We start from the raw sequence: 15587 nt of genomic DNA on the forward strand, positions 1-15587 counted from the left end.
AAGAAGTATTTGTTAAGGCTACCAAATAAACGAGATAAGGGGAGCTAATAATGGAGACTGTCATAATAAATCAAAGTAAAACTTTTACACTGTTCGGCGTTTCTAAACTTCATGATCAAAAAAAAGCGTATAGTGAAACGATTTTTGAATTGCTGGATCAGGTTTGGAAGGAAGTAAAAAACAAAGAACTCTCTCATACAGGAATAAATCATGTAGTTTATGATATTGATCACAGTATATTTGCTGGGATCGAGCTGATCTCTCCGCCTAAAGGAGATTCATTATTGGTAACGAGGGATGTTATTTTTCAAAAATATGCTTATTGTAAGCACATCGGACCATATAGTGAATTAGACAAAACTTATAGGAGCATACAATCGACTATAAAAGCTCTAGGAGTACACCATGAGGCTCCGATATTGGAGATATACGGACATTGGAATGAGGATGAATCAAAGCTTGAAACGGAGATTCTCTATAATCTCAAGTAAGTTATTCTACATTCGATTTTCAATACGTGATTAAGCTAACGGGCAGTTTAGCGTCGTGGAACAAAGCCATATTTTCAGTCAAAGTAGTTCAATTCTTATCTCGAGTTGATATAATTACTCCATGAGGGAGGGATGTAAAATGATTCGGGAAAAATTTAAGTTATGGGTGGAATCCAACAAGAGTGAACTGGCGAGTTTATTCATTTCTACGGAATATTTGAAGCACGATCTTCCTGAAAGCAGTGTTCCCGACCCTTCTACCGGCATAATTAATGAATCTGAACAATGCATTGGTCAAGTTACTGTCTGGGAATCTAAGCAGATGGAGTATGAGGTTGTTCAGATTCGATCGGAAGAAATGATTTTATGGAGTTATATTGAGAAGTTACCTGTCGAACCCAATTTCGATGAAATATTAGCTGAGTATTTTCGTGTCCTGCAAACAGGATTGAAGCCTGAAGTCCAAAATCGTTAAGCTCCCTTGGTACGATAGCTGAATAAACACGATGAAACGGCTGCCATGAATGTGGCTGCCGTTTTCTCAACTAACGGGAGTTTGCTTGAAGTAAAGCATTATGATAAATTATTGGATACAAATCAGCTTAGAGAATGGAGAAAATCATTAGATGTTTCAAGCAATMATACAAGGAATTTTGTTATCATTTGGTCTAATCTTGCCGTTAGGTGTACAAAATGTATTTGTTTTTAATCAAGGTGTTACGCAACCGAGATTTATTAGGGCTTTACCAGTAATAATTACAGCATCACTTTGTGATACTGCACTCATCTCATTAGCTATATTAGGGGTATCAGTATTAATATTTGCCATTCCGACTATTAAGACAATATTATTYTTGGTGGGAATACTATTTCTAGCTTATATGGGGTTCGTAACGTGGAAAAGTAAAGCGARTCGTAGCACKACTCAAGAAGAAGYATTATCTCCTAAAAAGCAAATTGCKTTCGCCGCATCTGTTTCATTATTAAATCCTCATGCAATCCTCGATACTATCGGTGTAATTGGAACAAGTTCCATTTCCTATTCTGGGATGGAAAAGCTAGCATTTACACTTGCTTGTATATTGGTGTCATGGATTTGGTTTTTTTCTCTTGCCTTAGTGGGAAGACAAGTAGGAAGATTAGATAAATCTGGCAGGTTTATCATTTTTCTAAACAAAGTTTCTGCCATTATTATGTGGGGAACCGCTGTATATCTTATTACACTATTAAACTAACGGGAAACGATAGCGGAGGAGCTTCCTATGTAGTAGCTCCTCTTTTCTATTGAACTAACGGGCAGTTTAACGTAACAAATAGCCTCAATATTCGTTAATAATTTGGAGAACGTTAGTTCAACGCACCATGGAGTAGTTTGCGATCCGCAGCTGAATGACCCAGCAGAAATAGGCGTTAAGGTCGTGTTTCATATTTTGAAATGAGGAAAATCAGTATGGAATACAAACAAGTTGATATTTATGTTTACGGTAAAAGAATTATTATGATTGCTAACGGAATTATTAATAAGTGGGGAGGAATTATTGCAAACATTGATGTAGTGAAGGAGGTTGAAATTCCTAACAGCGAGGAACAAATTGAGTCAGCGCTTGAATATGTATTTCAGAAATGCCATTCTCTAACTCCCGTGGAAAACGACATCACTCCGCTTGAGAAGTATTTAGAAGTAAAAGGCTATGAAAAAGCGATAAAAGGGAAAAAATTAGTTATATACTCATGGGATAGGGAAGAAGGTTATTCTTTAACTCCTACAAAGAAACAAAAAGGTTTTATTTTTTTAGATGATAAAAAAATACATTTAGGTCATGAAATTATTAAAGGTAATCTGGCAAAAGCCTTAAGAGAAGCGATTGCGAATTCAAAGTAATGAAAACCACATGTGAGTATTGTACTGTTCCTTAAGGTTCCGGAAGCCCGGAACCTTTTTGTATTGAGGAAAATTGCAGTGGGCTGCGAGAAATCATTAGTGTAGATACGAAATAGGAATATCCTTCGAGGTACATATGCTCGGCTCAATACCTCGTTCGAAAAGGTTTTTTTTGGTGGAAGGAAATTCGCTAAATCATTAAGCAAACGGTTAACTATAATTTAACAATCACCAGAACGAATAGTTTAGTTGAATAAGAAACGTGCTAAAAATGAAAAAACATACAAGGGATTATTAAATTACTAATGTATTGATCCAAGGAGGATTATTGCAGCTTTTGTTATTGAAACACAGTTAATATTTCTATAATGGTTCAAACTTCTACTATGTTACATTAACTTGTTAAGATTGCATGATACGGTTCCTTGATCATGCAACTTATAAGTTGCTTATTCTTGACAAGCAACCACAGGGTTGCTTATAATCGAAATATGGAATGGGACAAAGATGCTATATTCAAAGCACTTGGCGACTCGACTCGGCGGCTTATATTAGACGAACTATCCGAACGCAACGAGATGACGTTGTATGAACTTACGGTACGTCTCATTATGAAGCACGACCTTGCCATTTCGCGACAGGCGATAGCAAAGCATCTTTCTGCATTGGAAGGTGCGGGGCTCGTCAAATCAGAAAAAAAGGGAAAATTTCGAGTGGTTATTTTCAATAAAGAACCACTGAAAAATTTGCTGAAAAAATGGATAGAGTAATTTTAATTAAAAACTTCTGACGAATGTATGGGTCTTTCTGATTGGAGCCAGATTGTTAGCAGAGAATCAACGTTGCAAATATCAAAGGAGGCACAAACATGATGAAAATCATTGTTACCAGTCTATTCGTTCAAGATCAAGACAAGGCATTGGAGTTTTATACAGAAACGCTGGGCTTTGTAAAAAAGCATGACGTTCCCATGGGAAAATTTAGGTGGATAGCACTTGTTTCTCACGAAGAGCATGATGGTACCGAGCTTATACTCGAACCGAATGAACATCCTGCCGCTAAAGAGTATCAAAAAAAGATATTTGCCGAAGGCGTCCCAGCAACAATGTTTGGCGTTGCAGATATTCATAAAGAGTACAATCGTTTATTGGAAAACGGTGTGAAGTTTACTATGGAGCCGACAAAAATGGGCGAATTCACGATAGCTGTCTTCGACGATACATGCGGCAACCTAATTCAGATTATTCAGAAATAACTTTATGACGAAATATCGGGGTAAAGATAGAGGAGGAGCTGCATCTGTGCAGTTCCTCTTTTCTTTGTTGAAGTAACGGACAGTTTAGTGTGATAAAAAATGGAAGAGACGTATCATATCGTATACAGAATTGTTGATTTTTTATTTAATACAATGGAATGGAGTCACGCCTCAAGAATCACCGTCATCGTCGTAATTTCTTTCTGGGGGTACTGCCTTCACCGCTGGATCTCCTCCCAGAGCTTGAAAACTTGTCTCTTGATCATTTACCTAACAGTATCCTACTATTTCTTCCGAAAGAGGAGGTAAGGCTTACAATAATGGCTTCATGTAGTAAAGGTGGTTGCTACACAACTAAGAAACTCTTTTTTTGCTGTCTAGATTATATGTAGCATTTATGCCAAGTGAGGATAGATCACTAAGGAAAATAATAAAGATACCTCGTCTCTAGTGCGTGATTGGATTTCGACCTATGTAGCTGAAGATCTATATAAGGCAGGGTACCAATTGCAACAAGCGCTTGGGGGGGAGCTAACGTTAGCAAGGAGTTTGCAAAACAATTGCAGGAATATTCCTTAACGAATCAAAAAGAATTCACACAGCTCATACTAACCACCTACATGGACCTCGATCTGACAATTCCTTCAAGTGTCTCGAAAACGTACAAAGGGTACGCATTTTCTCAAATGTTTTTGTTCGGCTTAATTGGGGATAAACCGAAGGAAAGATTATAGGTTAATAGCTTTACTTTGGGTCGGGCATTGAACTAACTGGCAGTTTAGTTGAGAAGATACACTTTATTAATTGGTCAATACTGTATATGATAAGGACAGAATTAATAAGGGAGAGGATAACTGTTGGCAACTTTTTTAACTACAATTACTCCTGACATCAGTGAGTTTATTTACAACCAACATCTTTTCTTTGTTGGTACTGCTCCAACAGAAACAGGCGAAGTTAGCGTGTCTCCAAAAGGTTATGATACACTCAGAATAATTGGTGATTCCAAGATTTTGTATCTGGATTATCATGGAAGTGGAAATGAGACTGCCATTCATTTAAGACAGAATAAAAAGATAACTTTCATGTGGTGTAGTTTTGAGGAAGAACCTTTAATATTAAGGGTTTATGGACGAGGTAAAGTCCTTGATAAAGGAACTGAGAGTTTTACGTTAACCTTCAATGAACACTTCACAGGATATGAAGAAAGAATTGTGAGACAAATATTCGAGATTGATGTTTCATCTGTCCAAAAAAGTTGCGGGTGGGGTGTTCCATTTATGAAGTTTGAAAAAATCCGTCCAAAATTGGATGACATGTCTAAGAAACATATTTGACCAGATAATTAAATTAACGGTGAACGATATTTCAATCATTGAAGCGGCAGTTGGTCTGCCACTTTGTCATTAAATAGTTCAGTTTATAGGGCTTTTTTCATAGTCTACAATATTGGGGCTTGACCATACAGCGGCTGCTCCATTTCTTTTTTAAGCTAACGGGTAAAGATAGTTCAATGCCAAAGGGCTGCCTTGTGGCAGCCCTTCGCTCAACTAACGGGCAGGTTAGCGTGACGGATCGCTATTAAGAAATACTTCACAAGGAATGCTTTCCTAGTGGTGATGATATGAGAATGCTCCCATTTTTTGTTTTCAAACCTAGCTCTCAGCGTTCACAGTGATCGGAATTTTAATCCAATCTACTCCTATTGACCTCACGCCCTTTTGCGTATCGGAACCTATGGAAATCATAATGTTGAAGGTTTCCGATGGTGAAATTGCTTTTCGATCTGAAACTAAATCAATCAATATCGTTCCAGTTCCTCCTCCTGAAGGTGTACCTAAAGGATCTACACCAACAATTACCTCATTTCTCCATTCATCACCTAGGCTCTTATCTCCTTCAGAAGCATATGGCTGTAGAGATGTCTTTTGATTCTTAGGGTGACTGCTTAGAATATTGGAAATATACCATTTCTTCGGGATGTAAACAGTCATTCCACCGAAATCTTTTGGATCAATCTCAAACGATGCAACAATTCGCATGCGCTCAGCCATTCCTTTGTCGCCCCATACAAAGATCGTTCCTTTTACCGATGAGTTTTGATGTGCAGTACTGGACTTAACGTTGAACTCCTTGGTGACCACAACACCATCATTGACTACTGTGTAATCAGAAAGCTTCTCGTGAAAATAGTAGCGTTGCACGATCAAGACAGTCACTACAACTAAAACAGCAGCAAAAGCAGCCAAGATGTATTTAACAGACCGCTTCAGAATAATCCCTCCAATAATTTTTTACATTTTTACCAACTCCATTATATATCATGAATAATACTTTAATCTGGAGGTAAAACATTCATCTAACAACTTGCCCTTCTAGATATGTACATAATTGATGTTTTCGACTATTACTCACCACCTTAAGGACCTTCGGTCCTTAAGGTGGTGAGTCGTGAATACAAGAAAGTTAGATGAAATCAATGCAAAGGACATGATAAATGGAACCATTACTTTTTCTCTCGGAATATGATGCCGAATTAAAGCCTCTGATCTGTTTTAAATGGAATGAGAAGCATGGAGATGGCTTCGAAGATGCTAACCAAGAGTTCAGAAGATATATTATGAATTACATTTTCGAAAACGATCAACTTTATATTTCCAAGGAATTAGTAAGCGATTTATTTTTGGCGGAATCATTATGGGCTAAGGAGGCTTGGTGTGTTTATCAGAAATATCATTTAATTGGAGAGAAGTTACTTCGATCGGGAGGAATCCAATATATTGATGATTTTTTGGAAGGGGCTTTCTCCAGCTTTGATACATATTGTTCGTGTAGAATGATGAACTTAGTTGATTACAATATTTCTAATTTGATATATGAACTAAAAAATCGGATTAAAGAAGCAACAGACCCAGAACAAAAAAAACGTTATGTAAACGGTATTGAATTATTTAAACTTTTTATTGAAGGTGACCCAAGTGAAGGCATTGTAAGTTTAACAGGAAGTGTTAAAGTACAAAACATTAAAGAAGTCAGATATAACATCTTTAGTAAGATATTAAATAAACTGAAAAGATAATAATTGGTGTTGAATGTAAAGAGTGAGTGGTTGTGAGCTCATCTACCCACCTCTTCACACTGCGGAGCATTTGACCCTCACGCAACGAAAGTTCAACCCCGAGGGGCTGCCACATGGCAGCCCTTCGCTACGCTAACGGGCAGGTTAGTGCAACATTTTATTACCATTTTCGTCTAATTTCTGAAGTCGCTTTTGGATGAAATTGGGGGGGGGATATAAATGGTTGGCAAGATAATTGTTGGCTGGACGATTATTACATTTAGCTATTTTCTTACGATGTTTGCAATGTTTACGTTGTATAGGATCATCTTTAAAGAACCGATAGACTATAATTGGGACTTATCCGGTACTTTTGCTGGTATACCGTTGCTGATCATTCCATATATCTTAGCTGGAATATATTCGAATCAGACTTTTGTAAATAAACGCTATGGCGCATTATGGGTAAGTATAATTCCTGTTATTAGTGAGCGATTATTGATATATCTAATTGGCTATTTATTAGTGCTTGCAGGCGGTGACGGATCGATGAATGGAATAACAACTATGATGTTCATACGTGGCGAGGCAGCGCCTTACTACACGTATACCTATATCATCTGTGGTGTGATAAGCGTTTTGATTTGTTTAATTGTTGCTTCATATAAGCCTAAAGTTAATCAGTTGCTGCGCTAAAGGGTAACGATAGGTCGATTTGCAATATTAAAGACAGCAATCGCTTAGAACCGACGTGTATAGTAAGAATCATCCCGATAAGGAGCTCCTGGTACTGTCTTACATTTAATAAGCAGCGTATTATCTATAGAGTAAATTCTGGGGGAAATGAATAAATTAAATGAAATCCACCATAATAGTCAAGTGCACCTACCTATCGATTGGAGGATAAAACATGCTCGATAACCTCGAGAGCAATTATGATTGTGCCAGTGCGGGAGATGATCTGCATCAACTCAAGCAGGAGCTCGAATCGCTTCGTGAACAGCAAGCAGAAGACAAAGAATCACAAGAAATGATCAATCGACTTGAAAATCAAATCTCGTTTATATTAAACAAATGTGATATCAACCATTAGTCTGAATAAACAACGAATCCCCTACTTTACCCGATTAAGCGGTGAAGTAGGGGATTTGTTGTTTCAAACGCGTAATCATATATGTTCTTGTCATTTCTTCAAGTCGTGCATGCGTTCAGCCGAAGGTTGTATGTTTTTGTCGTGCCGATTTCCGACTTGCTGAAGCTATGACCGGGACATTAAGATATAATAAAACTATTGAATAGAACGCAGAAAAAGACCGACCCATCCTTATTAGGACAAAACAGTCCATTTAACCAACACAAACCATCGCCTAAATTAATGCACCACGAAAGATGATGGCTTCAAATGAGGCTGGGCGTGAGTAAATCGTCGGAGGTTCTTATGTCAGATTACTTATTTCTCAGGCAGGCGTCGGTGATCGGAGGATCAAGTTTCGATTGTTCTGAGCAATGGCCGTTCGCTTTTCCACTTCATAAACATGATCTTTACAGTGAGTTGCTTCTAATTAGCGAAGGAAGCGGGAAGTTTTCCATAGACGGAACAACCTATGAAGCCGGTCCAGGTACGATTTTGTTGTATCACCGTGGGATCTGGCATGAGGAAATGTCCGTCACCCATCCTTTTCGTGCGCGTTATTTAGCCTTTCGCGGGTTACAGATCCAGGGGTTGCCTCCAGATTATTTCCTCGCCTCCAAACAGACTCCCATTATTCGGACACTTGGAAATGAGGAGTTCAGTGTCTTATACCACCTTGTGGGTGATATCGCCAATGAATTGAAACAGAAGAAATTCGAGTATCAGAATATGACGGATCATATGTTTGGAATTTTTCTGACCCGATTGGGACGACACGTATACAGTACAAGAAACGATGGCAAATCGAAAAAAAGACCAAAGGAAGCCGTCTATTTCGCGAGAAGATACATGGAAGAGCATTATGATCAAAAAATAACACTGACTAAGCTTGCAGCCCTCTCTTTTGTGAATCCCTATCATCTAGCGCACTTATTCAAGGATGAGACGGGGATCAGTCCGATCCAATTCTTGATCCAATATCGGGTAGAGGTTGCGAAACGATATCTCCTAACGACCGATCTATCGATTCAGGATATCGCTGAGGCAATCGGATACAGTAGTGAAACCTCATTCCAGCATTTATTCCGAAAACTGACAGGTGTAACCCCTGGTCAATTCAGATTGACAGGCCATGTAGAAATTCGGGATAACCTACCTAATTCAAATGATCATTAAATACAATTTTTTGAGCGACCTAGACATGGTCGCTTATTTATATTTCACCTACAATTGGAATGTAAGCGCATACCGATATGACGCAAGGCGCGCTCAAAATGTAATATCACCGGAAATCCGTTAGCAGTATCTCCGGGTGTGTGCTTTGCTCCTCATAGCGATGCTTCTGGTAGTGGCTCGGGCATAAGCCGACGCATTTCTTAAATGTCTTGCTGAAATGTTCTACCGATTCAAAGCCGACAATCTCCGCAGTATCCGTAACGGATCGAGAGCCTAGGAGAAGAGACTTTGCGAACTCGATTCGCATAAGCAAAAAGTATTTTGCAGGCGGTATGCCTACAGTCTGACTGAATAATCTACGGAAATGGCTGGTGCTCATGCAGATTCTGTTGGCTAAAAGGGCGTTGTCATAGGGCTCCGATAAGTGCAGCTTCATATATTCGACCGTGCTTCTTATCATCTCGATGTTTGAGCTTGTACCGCTCTCATCCAGGGTGAACCGTTCCTTCAGGGAGCGGAACACTTCGATGAACAGTTGGGAGAATAAATGGTTAATCATGATCGAGCTATGCTCGCGACGTTCGCTCATTTCCTTAACGATTCTGGCGACGATGGGTTCAATAGGGAAGAAGCGGTTAAACACGATTCTGGATTGCAGCTGGAGGATGGAAATCGCATATTCAAGCTCCCATGGCTCTTTGGAATCCAAGCCGTCAATATAAAAACCGACGTAGAATAATTTCATTGGATCCTTGGGGTTTGAAATTTGGGCATGCGCTTCGCCGGGCTTGGCGATATATAGGGTTCCACTCTCGAGCGGAATGCGTCCATCAGGAGAAATATTAGTACCGGATCCATTGGCAATATAGTGTAATTCAAAGAAATCGTGTTTATGCGAATCGATTTTCCAGGCTGGATTCTCGGGAATTTGCCCATAATCCATTACGTTCACCTTGCGGTTATCGATGATAATGGAAGATTTCATTTGACTGTCTTTCATTTCCATCTTTACACATCCTCCCATAAATCTATTGCGGCATTACAAAGATGCGGTGGCCGGTGAGGTGTTACTGATTAGTAGTCTCTATCCCTCATTGTAACCCCGTACACGTGATAAACAATTACGATTCTTGGGGGATAGGCTATCGAATCTTGCGAAAATAGTTAAAGCAGTTAACAACCTCTTTCAAAGTAAATATCAACTTTTTATAGCCTATTGAGGAGCTGAAGCTTGAATGAAGCAAATACAATTTCGTAAGCGTAAGATTGACGACACAGTATATGAGGCATGTTCTGTATTCGACGTTGATAACGACGGGATACCGGATATTGTCAGCGGTGCCTATTGGTATAAGGGACCTGATTTTACGCAGCGCTTCAAGATCTGTGACGTGGAAGAGATCGGGGAGTATACAAACGATTTTGTCGATTATCCAATGGATGTGGATGGAGACGGCTGGACTGATATTGTCACTACCTCTTTTTTTAGTAAAACGCTGAATTGGCGTCGCAATCCTGGAAGCGCGGGAGGCGAGTGGGAAACCATTGCCTCTGGACCGGTATTGAATACTGAAACCGTTCGCTTCTATGATATCGACGGTTGCGGCGTACCCGAAGCGTTCCCGAACGAAATCAGCAGCCCGCAGGCCTATTTTAAGCTTGACCGCAATGCTAATGGGCCTAATAAACCAGATTTCCGCAAAATCATTATCAGCAAAGAAATCGCCGGTCATGGCATGGGGTTCGCGGATGTGAACGGGGATGGACGGATGGACATCGTGCTTAGCGGCGGTTGGCTCGAGCAACCCATGGATCCGCAAAAGGAATGGACGTTTCATCCTGAATTCTCGCTGGGCGGGACCAGCATCCCGATGCTAGGCCACGATGTGACGGGGAACGGGCTCTGCGACATCATCTATGGAATGGCACATGACTATGGCCTTCATTGGCTTGAACAAGGCGTAGATGAATCCGGCAATCGGACTTGGACCAAACACGATATCGATATGAGTGGCTCGCAGTTCCATGATATGCAGCTGGTGGATATCGACAACGACGGGGAGCTTGAGCTTGTGACAGGCAAGCGCTTTCGTGCACACAATGACGGCGATCCGGGGGCGCATGATCCAATCGGTATTTACTATTATAAAATCAACGGCGGTTCGTTCGAGAAACATGTCATCGACTTCGGACCTGCCGAAGAGGCTTCAGGTTGTGGGATCTATTTCTGGGTGCATGATTTAACAGGAAATGGTTATCCCGATATTGTTGCTCCAGGCAAAGACGGCCTGTACTTATTCGAAAATATGGGTATGGAGGAGATAGCATGAAGAAACTCATAATTGGATTTGTTGGAACAGGCGGAATGGGACAGATGGCGCATCTGTCCAACTATGCACAGCTCACGGATGAGTGTGAAATTGTAGCGATCGCAGAGACCCGGCCGGAACAAGCGAAGCTGGTTGCTGGAAGATATGGCATATCGAAAATTTATGCGGATCACCGCGATTTGATTGCAAACGAGAAGGTGGATGCCATTATTGCAGCACAGCCTTATCGCCGTCACAGCATCATCCTGCCGGAAATTCTGAAGGCGGGAATTCCAGTGTTTACGGAGAAGCCGATTACATTGACTGTAGAAGCGGGAGAACGATTGGCGGCGCTTGGTGAAGATAACGGTGTACTCCACATGGTTGGATATCATAAACGTTCTGATCCAGCCATTGAATATGCAAAAGACATCGTCGACAAGTGGAAGGCAAGCGGCGAATACGGCCGCATGACCTATGTACGCGTATCGATGCCTCCGGGCGATTGGGTCGGCGGTATGGATAAGCCGCTCGAATCGGGCGAGCCTCGGCCGAATGATGAGTTTGAGCCGTTCGGCACAGCATTCGACGATGCAGCCAATCGCAAATATGATGAATTCGTCAATTACTATATCCATCAAGTTAATATGACCCGCCATATGTTAGGAGAGCCTTATAAGCTGGCCTATGCAGACCCGTCGGGCGTTCTGCTATCTGGCACAAGCGACAGTGGTGTCTGCTCAGTACTTGAAATGGCAGCGTATACGACCTCAATCGAGTGGCATGAGACTGTCCTCATTACCTTCGAGAAAGGCTTCGTGAAGGTAGAGCTGCCGCCGCCGCTCGCTCGTCAGCAAGCCGGTCGGGTGATGGTTATGAGGGATAACGGCAAGGGTGCGCCGGAGTATACGATTCCGGTCATGCCGAACATGCATGCCATGCGCAACCAGGCGCGGAATTTCCTGGCTGCCGTTAGAGGTGAGCGTCCGCCAACCTGCACTGCGCGTGAAGCCGTGCAGGATCTGAAGATAGCAGAGGCCTACATTCGTGATATGTATCAGCATGCGGTAACAAAATAACGGTGAGAGGAAGCGATAGCAATGAGAAAGGTAGCGATTATTGGGGCAGGTAGCGTTGTGTTCTGCAAAACTTTGATGCTCGACATTATGGCGACAGAGGCACTTGAGGACACAGAGTTCGTCTTGATGGCGCCAACGACGAACAAGACCAGTCAGGTTGCGGCTTTTGCTAACCGTGTCATTGAAGAGAACGGACTGAAATCGAGAGTTTCTGTTACGACGGATCGTAGAGAAGCGCTCTTGGATGCCAACTATGTCATCTGTTCGTTCCAGATTGGTGGTTTGACCGGGTTTGAGATGGATTATAAGATTCCGCTAAAGTACGGAGTCGATCAATGTATCGGCGACACGCTTGGTCCGGGCGGTGTATTTCGCGCCCTTCGCAGCATTCCGGTTATGCTCGATGTCGCGCATGACATGGAGGAGCTGTGCCCGAAAGCAACGCTGCTTAATTATGTCAATCCGATGGCGATGATCTGTTGGGCTCTGGGCGAGACGAAGATTCAATATGTTGGATTATGTCATGGTGTCCAGACCACGCTGGATTTGATCTCCAGTTATGTAGGGGTGCCGAAGGCAGAGATCGACATCGTGACAGGCGGCATTAATCATATGGGCTGGTTCCTCAAGATTGAGCATGAAGGCAAAGACTTGTACCCAAAGCTTCGTGAACAGTTCGAGAAGCCCGAGTTCTATGTCAACGAGAAGGTGCGCGGAGAAGTATTCCGGCATTTCGGTTATTTCATGACCGAGTCGACAGGCCATCTCTCCGAATATGTGCCTTGGTTCCGAAAGAGCTCGGAAGCGCTTGAGCTCTATTGCGACGAGCCAGCCTTTGGCGGTGAGACGGGCGCCTATTTCAACTGGTGTACGTATGTCGCGAACAAATATAAGGAACGCGACCTATTGGCAGATGAGCCGGCCGATTTGCCCGCCCGAAGCGTGGAATATTGCGCTTATATTATTGAGGCTCTCGAAACGGGCAAGACGTTCAAGTTCAGCGGTAATTTGCGAAATAGCGGCATGATTTCAAACCTTCCGGAGGAGTGCTGCGCGGAAGGACCAGTGTTCGCCGACCGGACCGGCATCCACCGGACGATCATTGGCGAGATCCCGCCGCAGTGTGCGGCACTTAATCTCACTAACATCAACGTGCAGCGACTTGCCGTTCTGGCAGCCAAATCGGGCGACCCAGAAACTGTCGTACAGGCGATCGCACTTGATCCATTGACTTCTTCTGTTCTGACGCTGAAACAAATTCGGGACTTGGTCACCGAGATGCTGGTGGCGCAGGCGGAATGGCTTCCTCAGTTCGAAGGCCGATTGCCAAGGCCGACGCCGACAATCGAGATTCCGCCGGACGTGCAGAGAGCTGATGTTCCGATGGACCCAGCGCTTGCCATTTTCTCGCGTTTCGGTGAACTTGCGACCTAAGCTATTCACGAGGATGTTTTGAGAAGATATCAACAAAGTGTTATGAACCGTTGATCCATGGAAAAGAAAATGATTAAAGAAACGAGCCTCTAGAATCACTTCTAAGGGCTTGTTTCACGTGGTGGGGGCAGGATTATTGAAGAAAGTTAATGTTTATCATTCCCTTCTTTTACTATAAAGTAGGAATAAATATATGTTTTATCAAAATGGAGTGGTTGAATGTTTCCAATACTAGAGACAGAAAGATTACAATTGAGAGAAGTCGTTAAAACAGATGCTCAAGGTATCTTCAATTGTTTTTCCCATAATGATGTGACACGATATTATGGACAAGATACTTTCACAAGTATAGAGCAAGCAAAGCAACTTGTTGCGTTTTTTGCAAAGAGTTTCCAAGAAAATCGAGGCATTAGATGGGGAATTGAGCTAAAAGGTAAGAAAGAAATTATCGGGACAATCGGTTTTAACGCTTTGTCTTCAAAACATAAGAGAGCTGAAATAGGCTACGAACTTCATCCCGAGTATTGGGGAAAAGGATATGCCACTGAAGCAGTTTCAAAAGTTATATCATATGGTTTTAGAGAACTGGAGTTAACGCGTATTGGAGCAGTTGTTTTTATTGAAAATAAGGAATCAAATAAATTATTAGCAAAACTAGGTTTCGAAAAAGAAGGGATTTTGAAAAACTATATGTATCAAAATGGTGTTGCATATGATACAAACATTTACTCTTTGATAAAATGAATAATAAAAAATATAAAAGATATATTTTAGAGGTGAACCTCTCTACAGCGGTGATTGGCTGTGGGGAGGTTTTTTTTATTTTTTATCGAGCAGATTCTTAAATTAATTCCTCAGTGCAATAAGTTGTTCGGCTCGCCGCAAACTAGCATTATTTTTGGTTAGCTGTTTTTAGGCAATTGGGTATAGAGGTTGGAAAATATGGGGAACGTAATCACTAATTATGGATACTTGGGGAAGGACTGAATAAATTGGATTTTTTCGAAAGTAAAGAATCGTTGACCAGTATTGAATGGATCTTAAGAGCCGTTGTTAGCTTTGTTTTTTTACTCCTTGTAACTAAATCGATGGGACAGCGTTCCATTTCTCAATTAAGGTTTCTCGATTTCATTATTGCTCTGACCCTCGGCAATATTATAGCTCATCCGCTGTCAGATGAGGAATTGGGTTTAAAAGGATCTATGATCACTACCATTGTTTTAATCGTGTTATATGTTGCAGCGACGTGGTTGAGCCTGAAATGGCCGTTTTTCAAACGATATCTAGACCCATCACCAATCACACTCATTAAAAATGGACTCCTCCAATTTCATAACCTATCTAAAGCAAAAATATCTATTGAATTTTTATTTTCAGAGCTTAGAAAAGAAAAAGTAGAAGATATACAAAAAGTATCCCTTGCGGTATGGGAGCCGGGTGGAACAATATCCGTTTTCATGGACACCCAGTACCAACCAGTTACTCCGGCAGATATGAAATTAGAGACTCGACCGTTTACTATATCAAGGCCGATTATTATAGATGGAAAAGTTGATATGTCGCTACTTCACGAAATTGGAAAAGATCTTGTATGGCTTAATACCAAGATAGCACCTGCTAACGCGAATATCCGCGATGTGATATTAGCGACCGTTAATGAAAACGAAAACGTGCGGGTCTTTTCAGAACCAGAGAAGAGGAGGCATCCCTCGTGATTAAAGCTTAAAATCCAAATAGAAGCCAGAGGTTGGATTACGGAACAGCATAGACA

At 41.5% G+C, this 15587-nt stretch carries 18 protein-coding genes; 16 read left to right on the forward strand and 2 right to left on the reverse strand.

What is annotated here, in order from left to right:
• The first annotated feature begins 50 nt into the window (after positions 1-50).
• The 7 genes from AC787_RS25130 (at position 51) to AC787_RS25160 (ending at position 4965) form a co-directional block, all read left to right on the forward strand.
• On the forward strand, positions 51-491 hold the full coding sequence (locus AC787_RS25130; protein WP_054027696.1) for a GyrI-like domain-containing protein: 441 nt from the start codon (positions 51-53) through the stop codon (positions 489-491).
• Between the two features lie 139 nt (positions 492-630).
• Positions 631-966 carry a hypothetical protein gene (locus tag AC787_RS25135; protein ID WP_054027697.1) on the forward strand — a complete coding sequence of 112 codons (336 nt, stop codon included), beginning with the start codon at positions 631-633 and terminating at the stop codon, positions 964-966.
• A 151-nt stretch (positions 967-1117) separates the two neighbouring features.
• The gene (locus AC787_RS25140) at positions 1118-1726 is read left to right on the forward strand and encodes a LysE/ArgO family amino acid transporter (protein WP_054026195.1); all 609 of its coding nucleotides are present in this window, start codon (positions 1118-1120) and stop codon (positions 1724-1726) included.
• A 215-nt stretch (positions 1727-1941) separates the two neighbouring features.
• Entirely contained in the window at positions 1942-2373 is a 432-nt protein-coding gene (locus AC787_RS25145; RefSeq protein WP_054027698.1) for a hypothetical protein, read from the forward strand.
• Between the two features lie 491 nt (positions 2374-2864).
• Positions 2865-3143 (forward strand): ArsR/SmtB family transcription factor, encoded by a 279-nt coding sequence (locus AC787_RS25150; RefSeq protein ID WP_054027699.1) that lies wholly within the window; start codon positions 2865-2867, stop codon positions 3141-3143.
• Between the two features lie 101 nt (positions 3144-3244).
• The gene (locus AC787_RS25155; protein ID WP_054028186.1) at positions 3245-3628 is read left to right on the forward strand and encodes a VOC family protein; all 384 of its coding nucleotides are present in this window, start codon (positions 3245-3247) and stop codon (positions 3626-3628) included.
• An 857-nt stretch (positions 3629-4485) separates the two neighbouring features.
• Entirely contained in the window at positions 4486-4965 is a 480-nt protein-coding gene (locus AC787_RS25160) for a pyridoxamine 5'-phosphate oxidase family protein (RefSeq protein WP_054027700.1), read from the forward strand.
• A gap of 318 nt (positions 4966-5283) precedes the next feature.
• On the opposite strand, the gene AC787_RS25165 is transcribed toward AC787_RS25160, so the two are convergent.
• Positions 5284-5877, reverse strand: coding sequence for a hypothetical protein (locus AC787_RS25165; RefSeq protein WP_054027701.1), 594 nt, complete (start codon positions 5875-5877; stop codon positions 5284-5286).
• A gap of 248 nt (positions 5878-6125) precedes the next feature.
• Between AC787_RS25165 and AC787_RS25170 the strand changes: the two genes are divergently transcribed.
• The 4 genes from AC787_RS25170 (at position 6126) to AC787_RS25185 (ending at position 8994) form a co-directional block, all read left to right on the forward strand.
• A complete protein-coding gene (locus AC787_RS25170; protein WP_054027702.1) occupies positions 6126-6707 on the forward strand; it encodes a hypothetical protein in 582 nt (193 codons plus the stop codon).
• Positions 6708-6926: 219 nt separating this feature from the next.
• Positions 6927-7382: a hypothetical protein gene (locus tag AC787_RS25175; RefSeq protein ID WP_054027703.1), complete on the forward strand. Its 456-nt coding sequence runs from the start codon at positions 6927-6929 to the stop codon at positions 7380-7382.
• A gap of 214 nt (positions 7383-7596) precedes the next feature.
• Entirely contained in the window at positions 7597-7779 is a 183-nt protein-coding gene (locus AC787_RS25180) for a hypothetical protein (RefSeq protein WP_054027704.1), read from the forward strand.
• 321 nt (positions 7780-8100) lie between these two features.
• Positions 8101-8994 (forward strand): AraC family transcriptional regulator, encoded by an 894-nt coding sequence (locus AC787_RS25185; protein ID WP_161807570.1) that lies wholly within the window; start codon positions 8101-8103, stop codon positions 8992-8994.
• Between the two features lie 106 nt (positions 8995-9100).
• Here AC787_RS25185 and AC787_RS25190 read toward each other — a convergent pair whose 3' ends face one another.
• Positions 9101-10000 carry an AraC family transcriptional regulator gene (locus tag AC787_RS25190; RefSeq protein WP_054027706.1) on the reverse strand — a complete coding sequence of 300 codons (900 nt, stop codon included), beginning with the start codon at positions 9998-10000 and terminating at the stop codon, positions 9101-9103.
• A gap of 229 nt (positions 10001-10229) precedes the next feature.
• Between AC787_RS25190 and AC787_RS25195 the strand changes: the two genes are divergently transcribed.
• The 5 genes from AC787_RS25195 to AC787_RS25215 all read left to right on the forward strand — a co-directional run bounded on the left by AC787_RS25195 (position 10230) and on the right by AC787_RS25215 (position 15531).
• Positions 10230-11324, forward strand: coding sequence for an FG-GAP repeat domain-containing protein (locus tag AC787_RS25195; protein ID WP_054027707.1), 1095 nt, complete (start codon positions 10230-10232; stop codon positions 11322-11324).
• Positions 11321-12382, forward strand: a complete 1062-nt coding sequence (locus AC787_RS25200; protein ID WP_054027708.1) for a Gfo/Idh/MocA family protein — start codon at positions 11321-11323, stop codon at positions 12380-12382. The genes AC787_RS25195 and AC787_RS25200 overlap by 4 nt, the downstream gene beginning before the upstream one ends.
• 21 nt (positions 12383-12403) lie before the next feature.
• Entirely contained in the window at positions 12404-13816 is a 1413-nt protein-coding gene (melA, locus tag AC787_RS25205; RefSeq protein WP_054027709.1) for an alpha-galactosidase, read from the forward strand.
• A 219-nt stretch (positions 13817-14035) separates the two neighbouring features.
• A complete protein-coding gene (locus tag AC787_RS25210; RefSeq protein WP_054027710.1) occupies positions 14036-14560 on the forward strand; it encodes a GNAT family N-acetyltransferase in 525 nt (174 codons plus the stop codon).
• Positions 14561-14808: 248 nt separating this feature from the next.
• The gene (locus tag AC787_RS25215) at positions 14809-15531 is read left to right on the forward strand and encodes a DUF421 domain-containing protein (RefSeq protein ID WP_054027711.1); all 723 of its coding nucleotides are present in this window, start codon (positions 14809-14811) and stop codon (positions 15529-15531) included.
• The last annotated feature ends 56 nt before the right edge of the window (positions 15532-15587 follow it).

Origin of the sequence: Bacillus sp. FJAT-28004, assembly GCF_001280845.1 — a bacterium.
Taxonomy (GTDB): Bacteria; Bacillota; Bacilli; order Paenibacillales; family Paenibacillaceae; genus Pristimantibacillus.

What these genes read in the sequence shown, in the direction of transcription:
- AC787_RS25155 (WP_054028186.1), top strand. Translation starts at nt 3,245, where the DNA reads ATGAAAATCATTGTTACCAGTCTATTCGTTCAAGATCAAGACAAGGCA.
- AC787_RS25170 (WP_054027702.1), top strand. Translation starts at nt 6,126, where the DNA reads ATGGAACCATTACTTTTTCTCTCGGAATATGATGCCGAATTAAAGCCT.
- AC787_RS25135 (WP_054027697.1), top strand. Translation starts at nt 631, where the DNA reads ATGATTCGGGAAAAATTTAAGTTATGGGTGGAATCCAACAAGAGTGAA.
- AC787_RS25175 (WP_054027703.1), top strand. Translation starts at nt 6,927, where the DNA reads ATGGTTGGCAAGATAATTGTTGGCTGGACGATTATTACATTTAGCTAT.
- AC787_RS25200 (WP_054027708.1), top strand. Translation starts at nt 11,321, where the DNA reads ATGAAGAAACTCATAATTGGATTTGTTGGAACAGGCGGAATGGGACAG.
- AC787_RS25210 (WP_054027710.1), top strand. Translation starts at nt 14,036, where the DNA reads ATGTTTCCAATACTAGAGACAGAAAGATTACAATTGAGAGAAGTCGTT.
- AC787_RS25150 (WP_054027699.1), top strand. Translation starts at nt 2,865, where the DNA reads ATGGAATGGGACAAAGATGCTATATTCAAAGCACTTGGCGACTCGACT.
- melA (WP_054027709.1), top strand. Translation starts at nt 12,404, where the DNA reads ATGAGAAAGGTAGCGATTATTGGGGCAGGTAGCGTTGTGTTCTGCAAA.
- AC787_RS25145 (WP_054027698.1), top strand. Translation starts at nt 1,942, where the DNA reads ATGGAATACAAACAAGTTGATATTTATGTTTACGGTAAAAGAATTATT.
- AC787_RS25180 (WP_054027704.1), top strand. Translation starts at nt 7,597, where the DNA reads ATGCTCGATAACCTCGAGAGCAATTATGATTGTGCCAGTGCGGGAGAT.
- AC787_RS25195 (WP_054027707.1), top strand. Translation starts at nt 10,230, where the DNA reads ATGAAGCAAATACAATTTCGTAAGCGTAAGATTGACGACACAGTATAT.
- AC787_RS25130 (WP_054027696.1), top strand. Translation starts at nt 51, where the DNA reads ATGGAGACTGTCATAATAAATCAAAGTAAAACTTTTACACTGTTCGGC.
- AC787_RS25190 (WP_054027706.1), bottom strand. Translation starts at nt 10,000, where the DNA reads ATGGAAATGAAAGACAGTCAAATGAAATCTTCCATTATCATCGATAAC.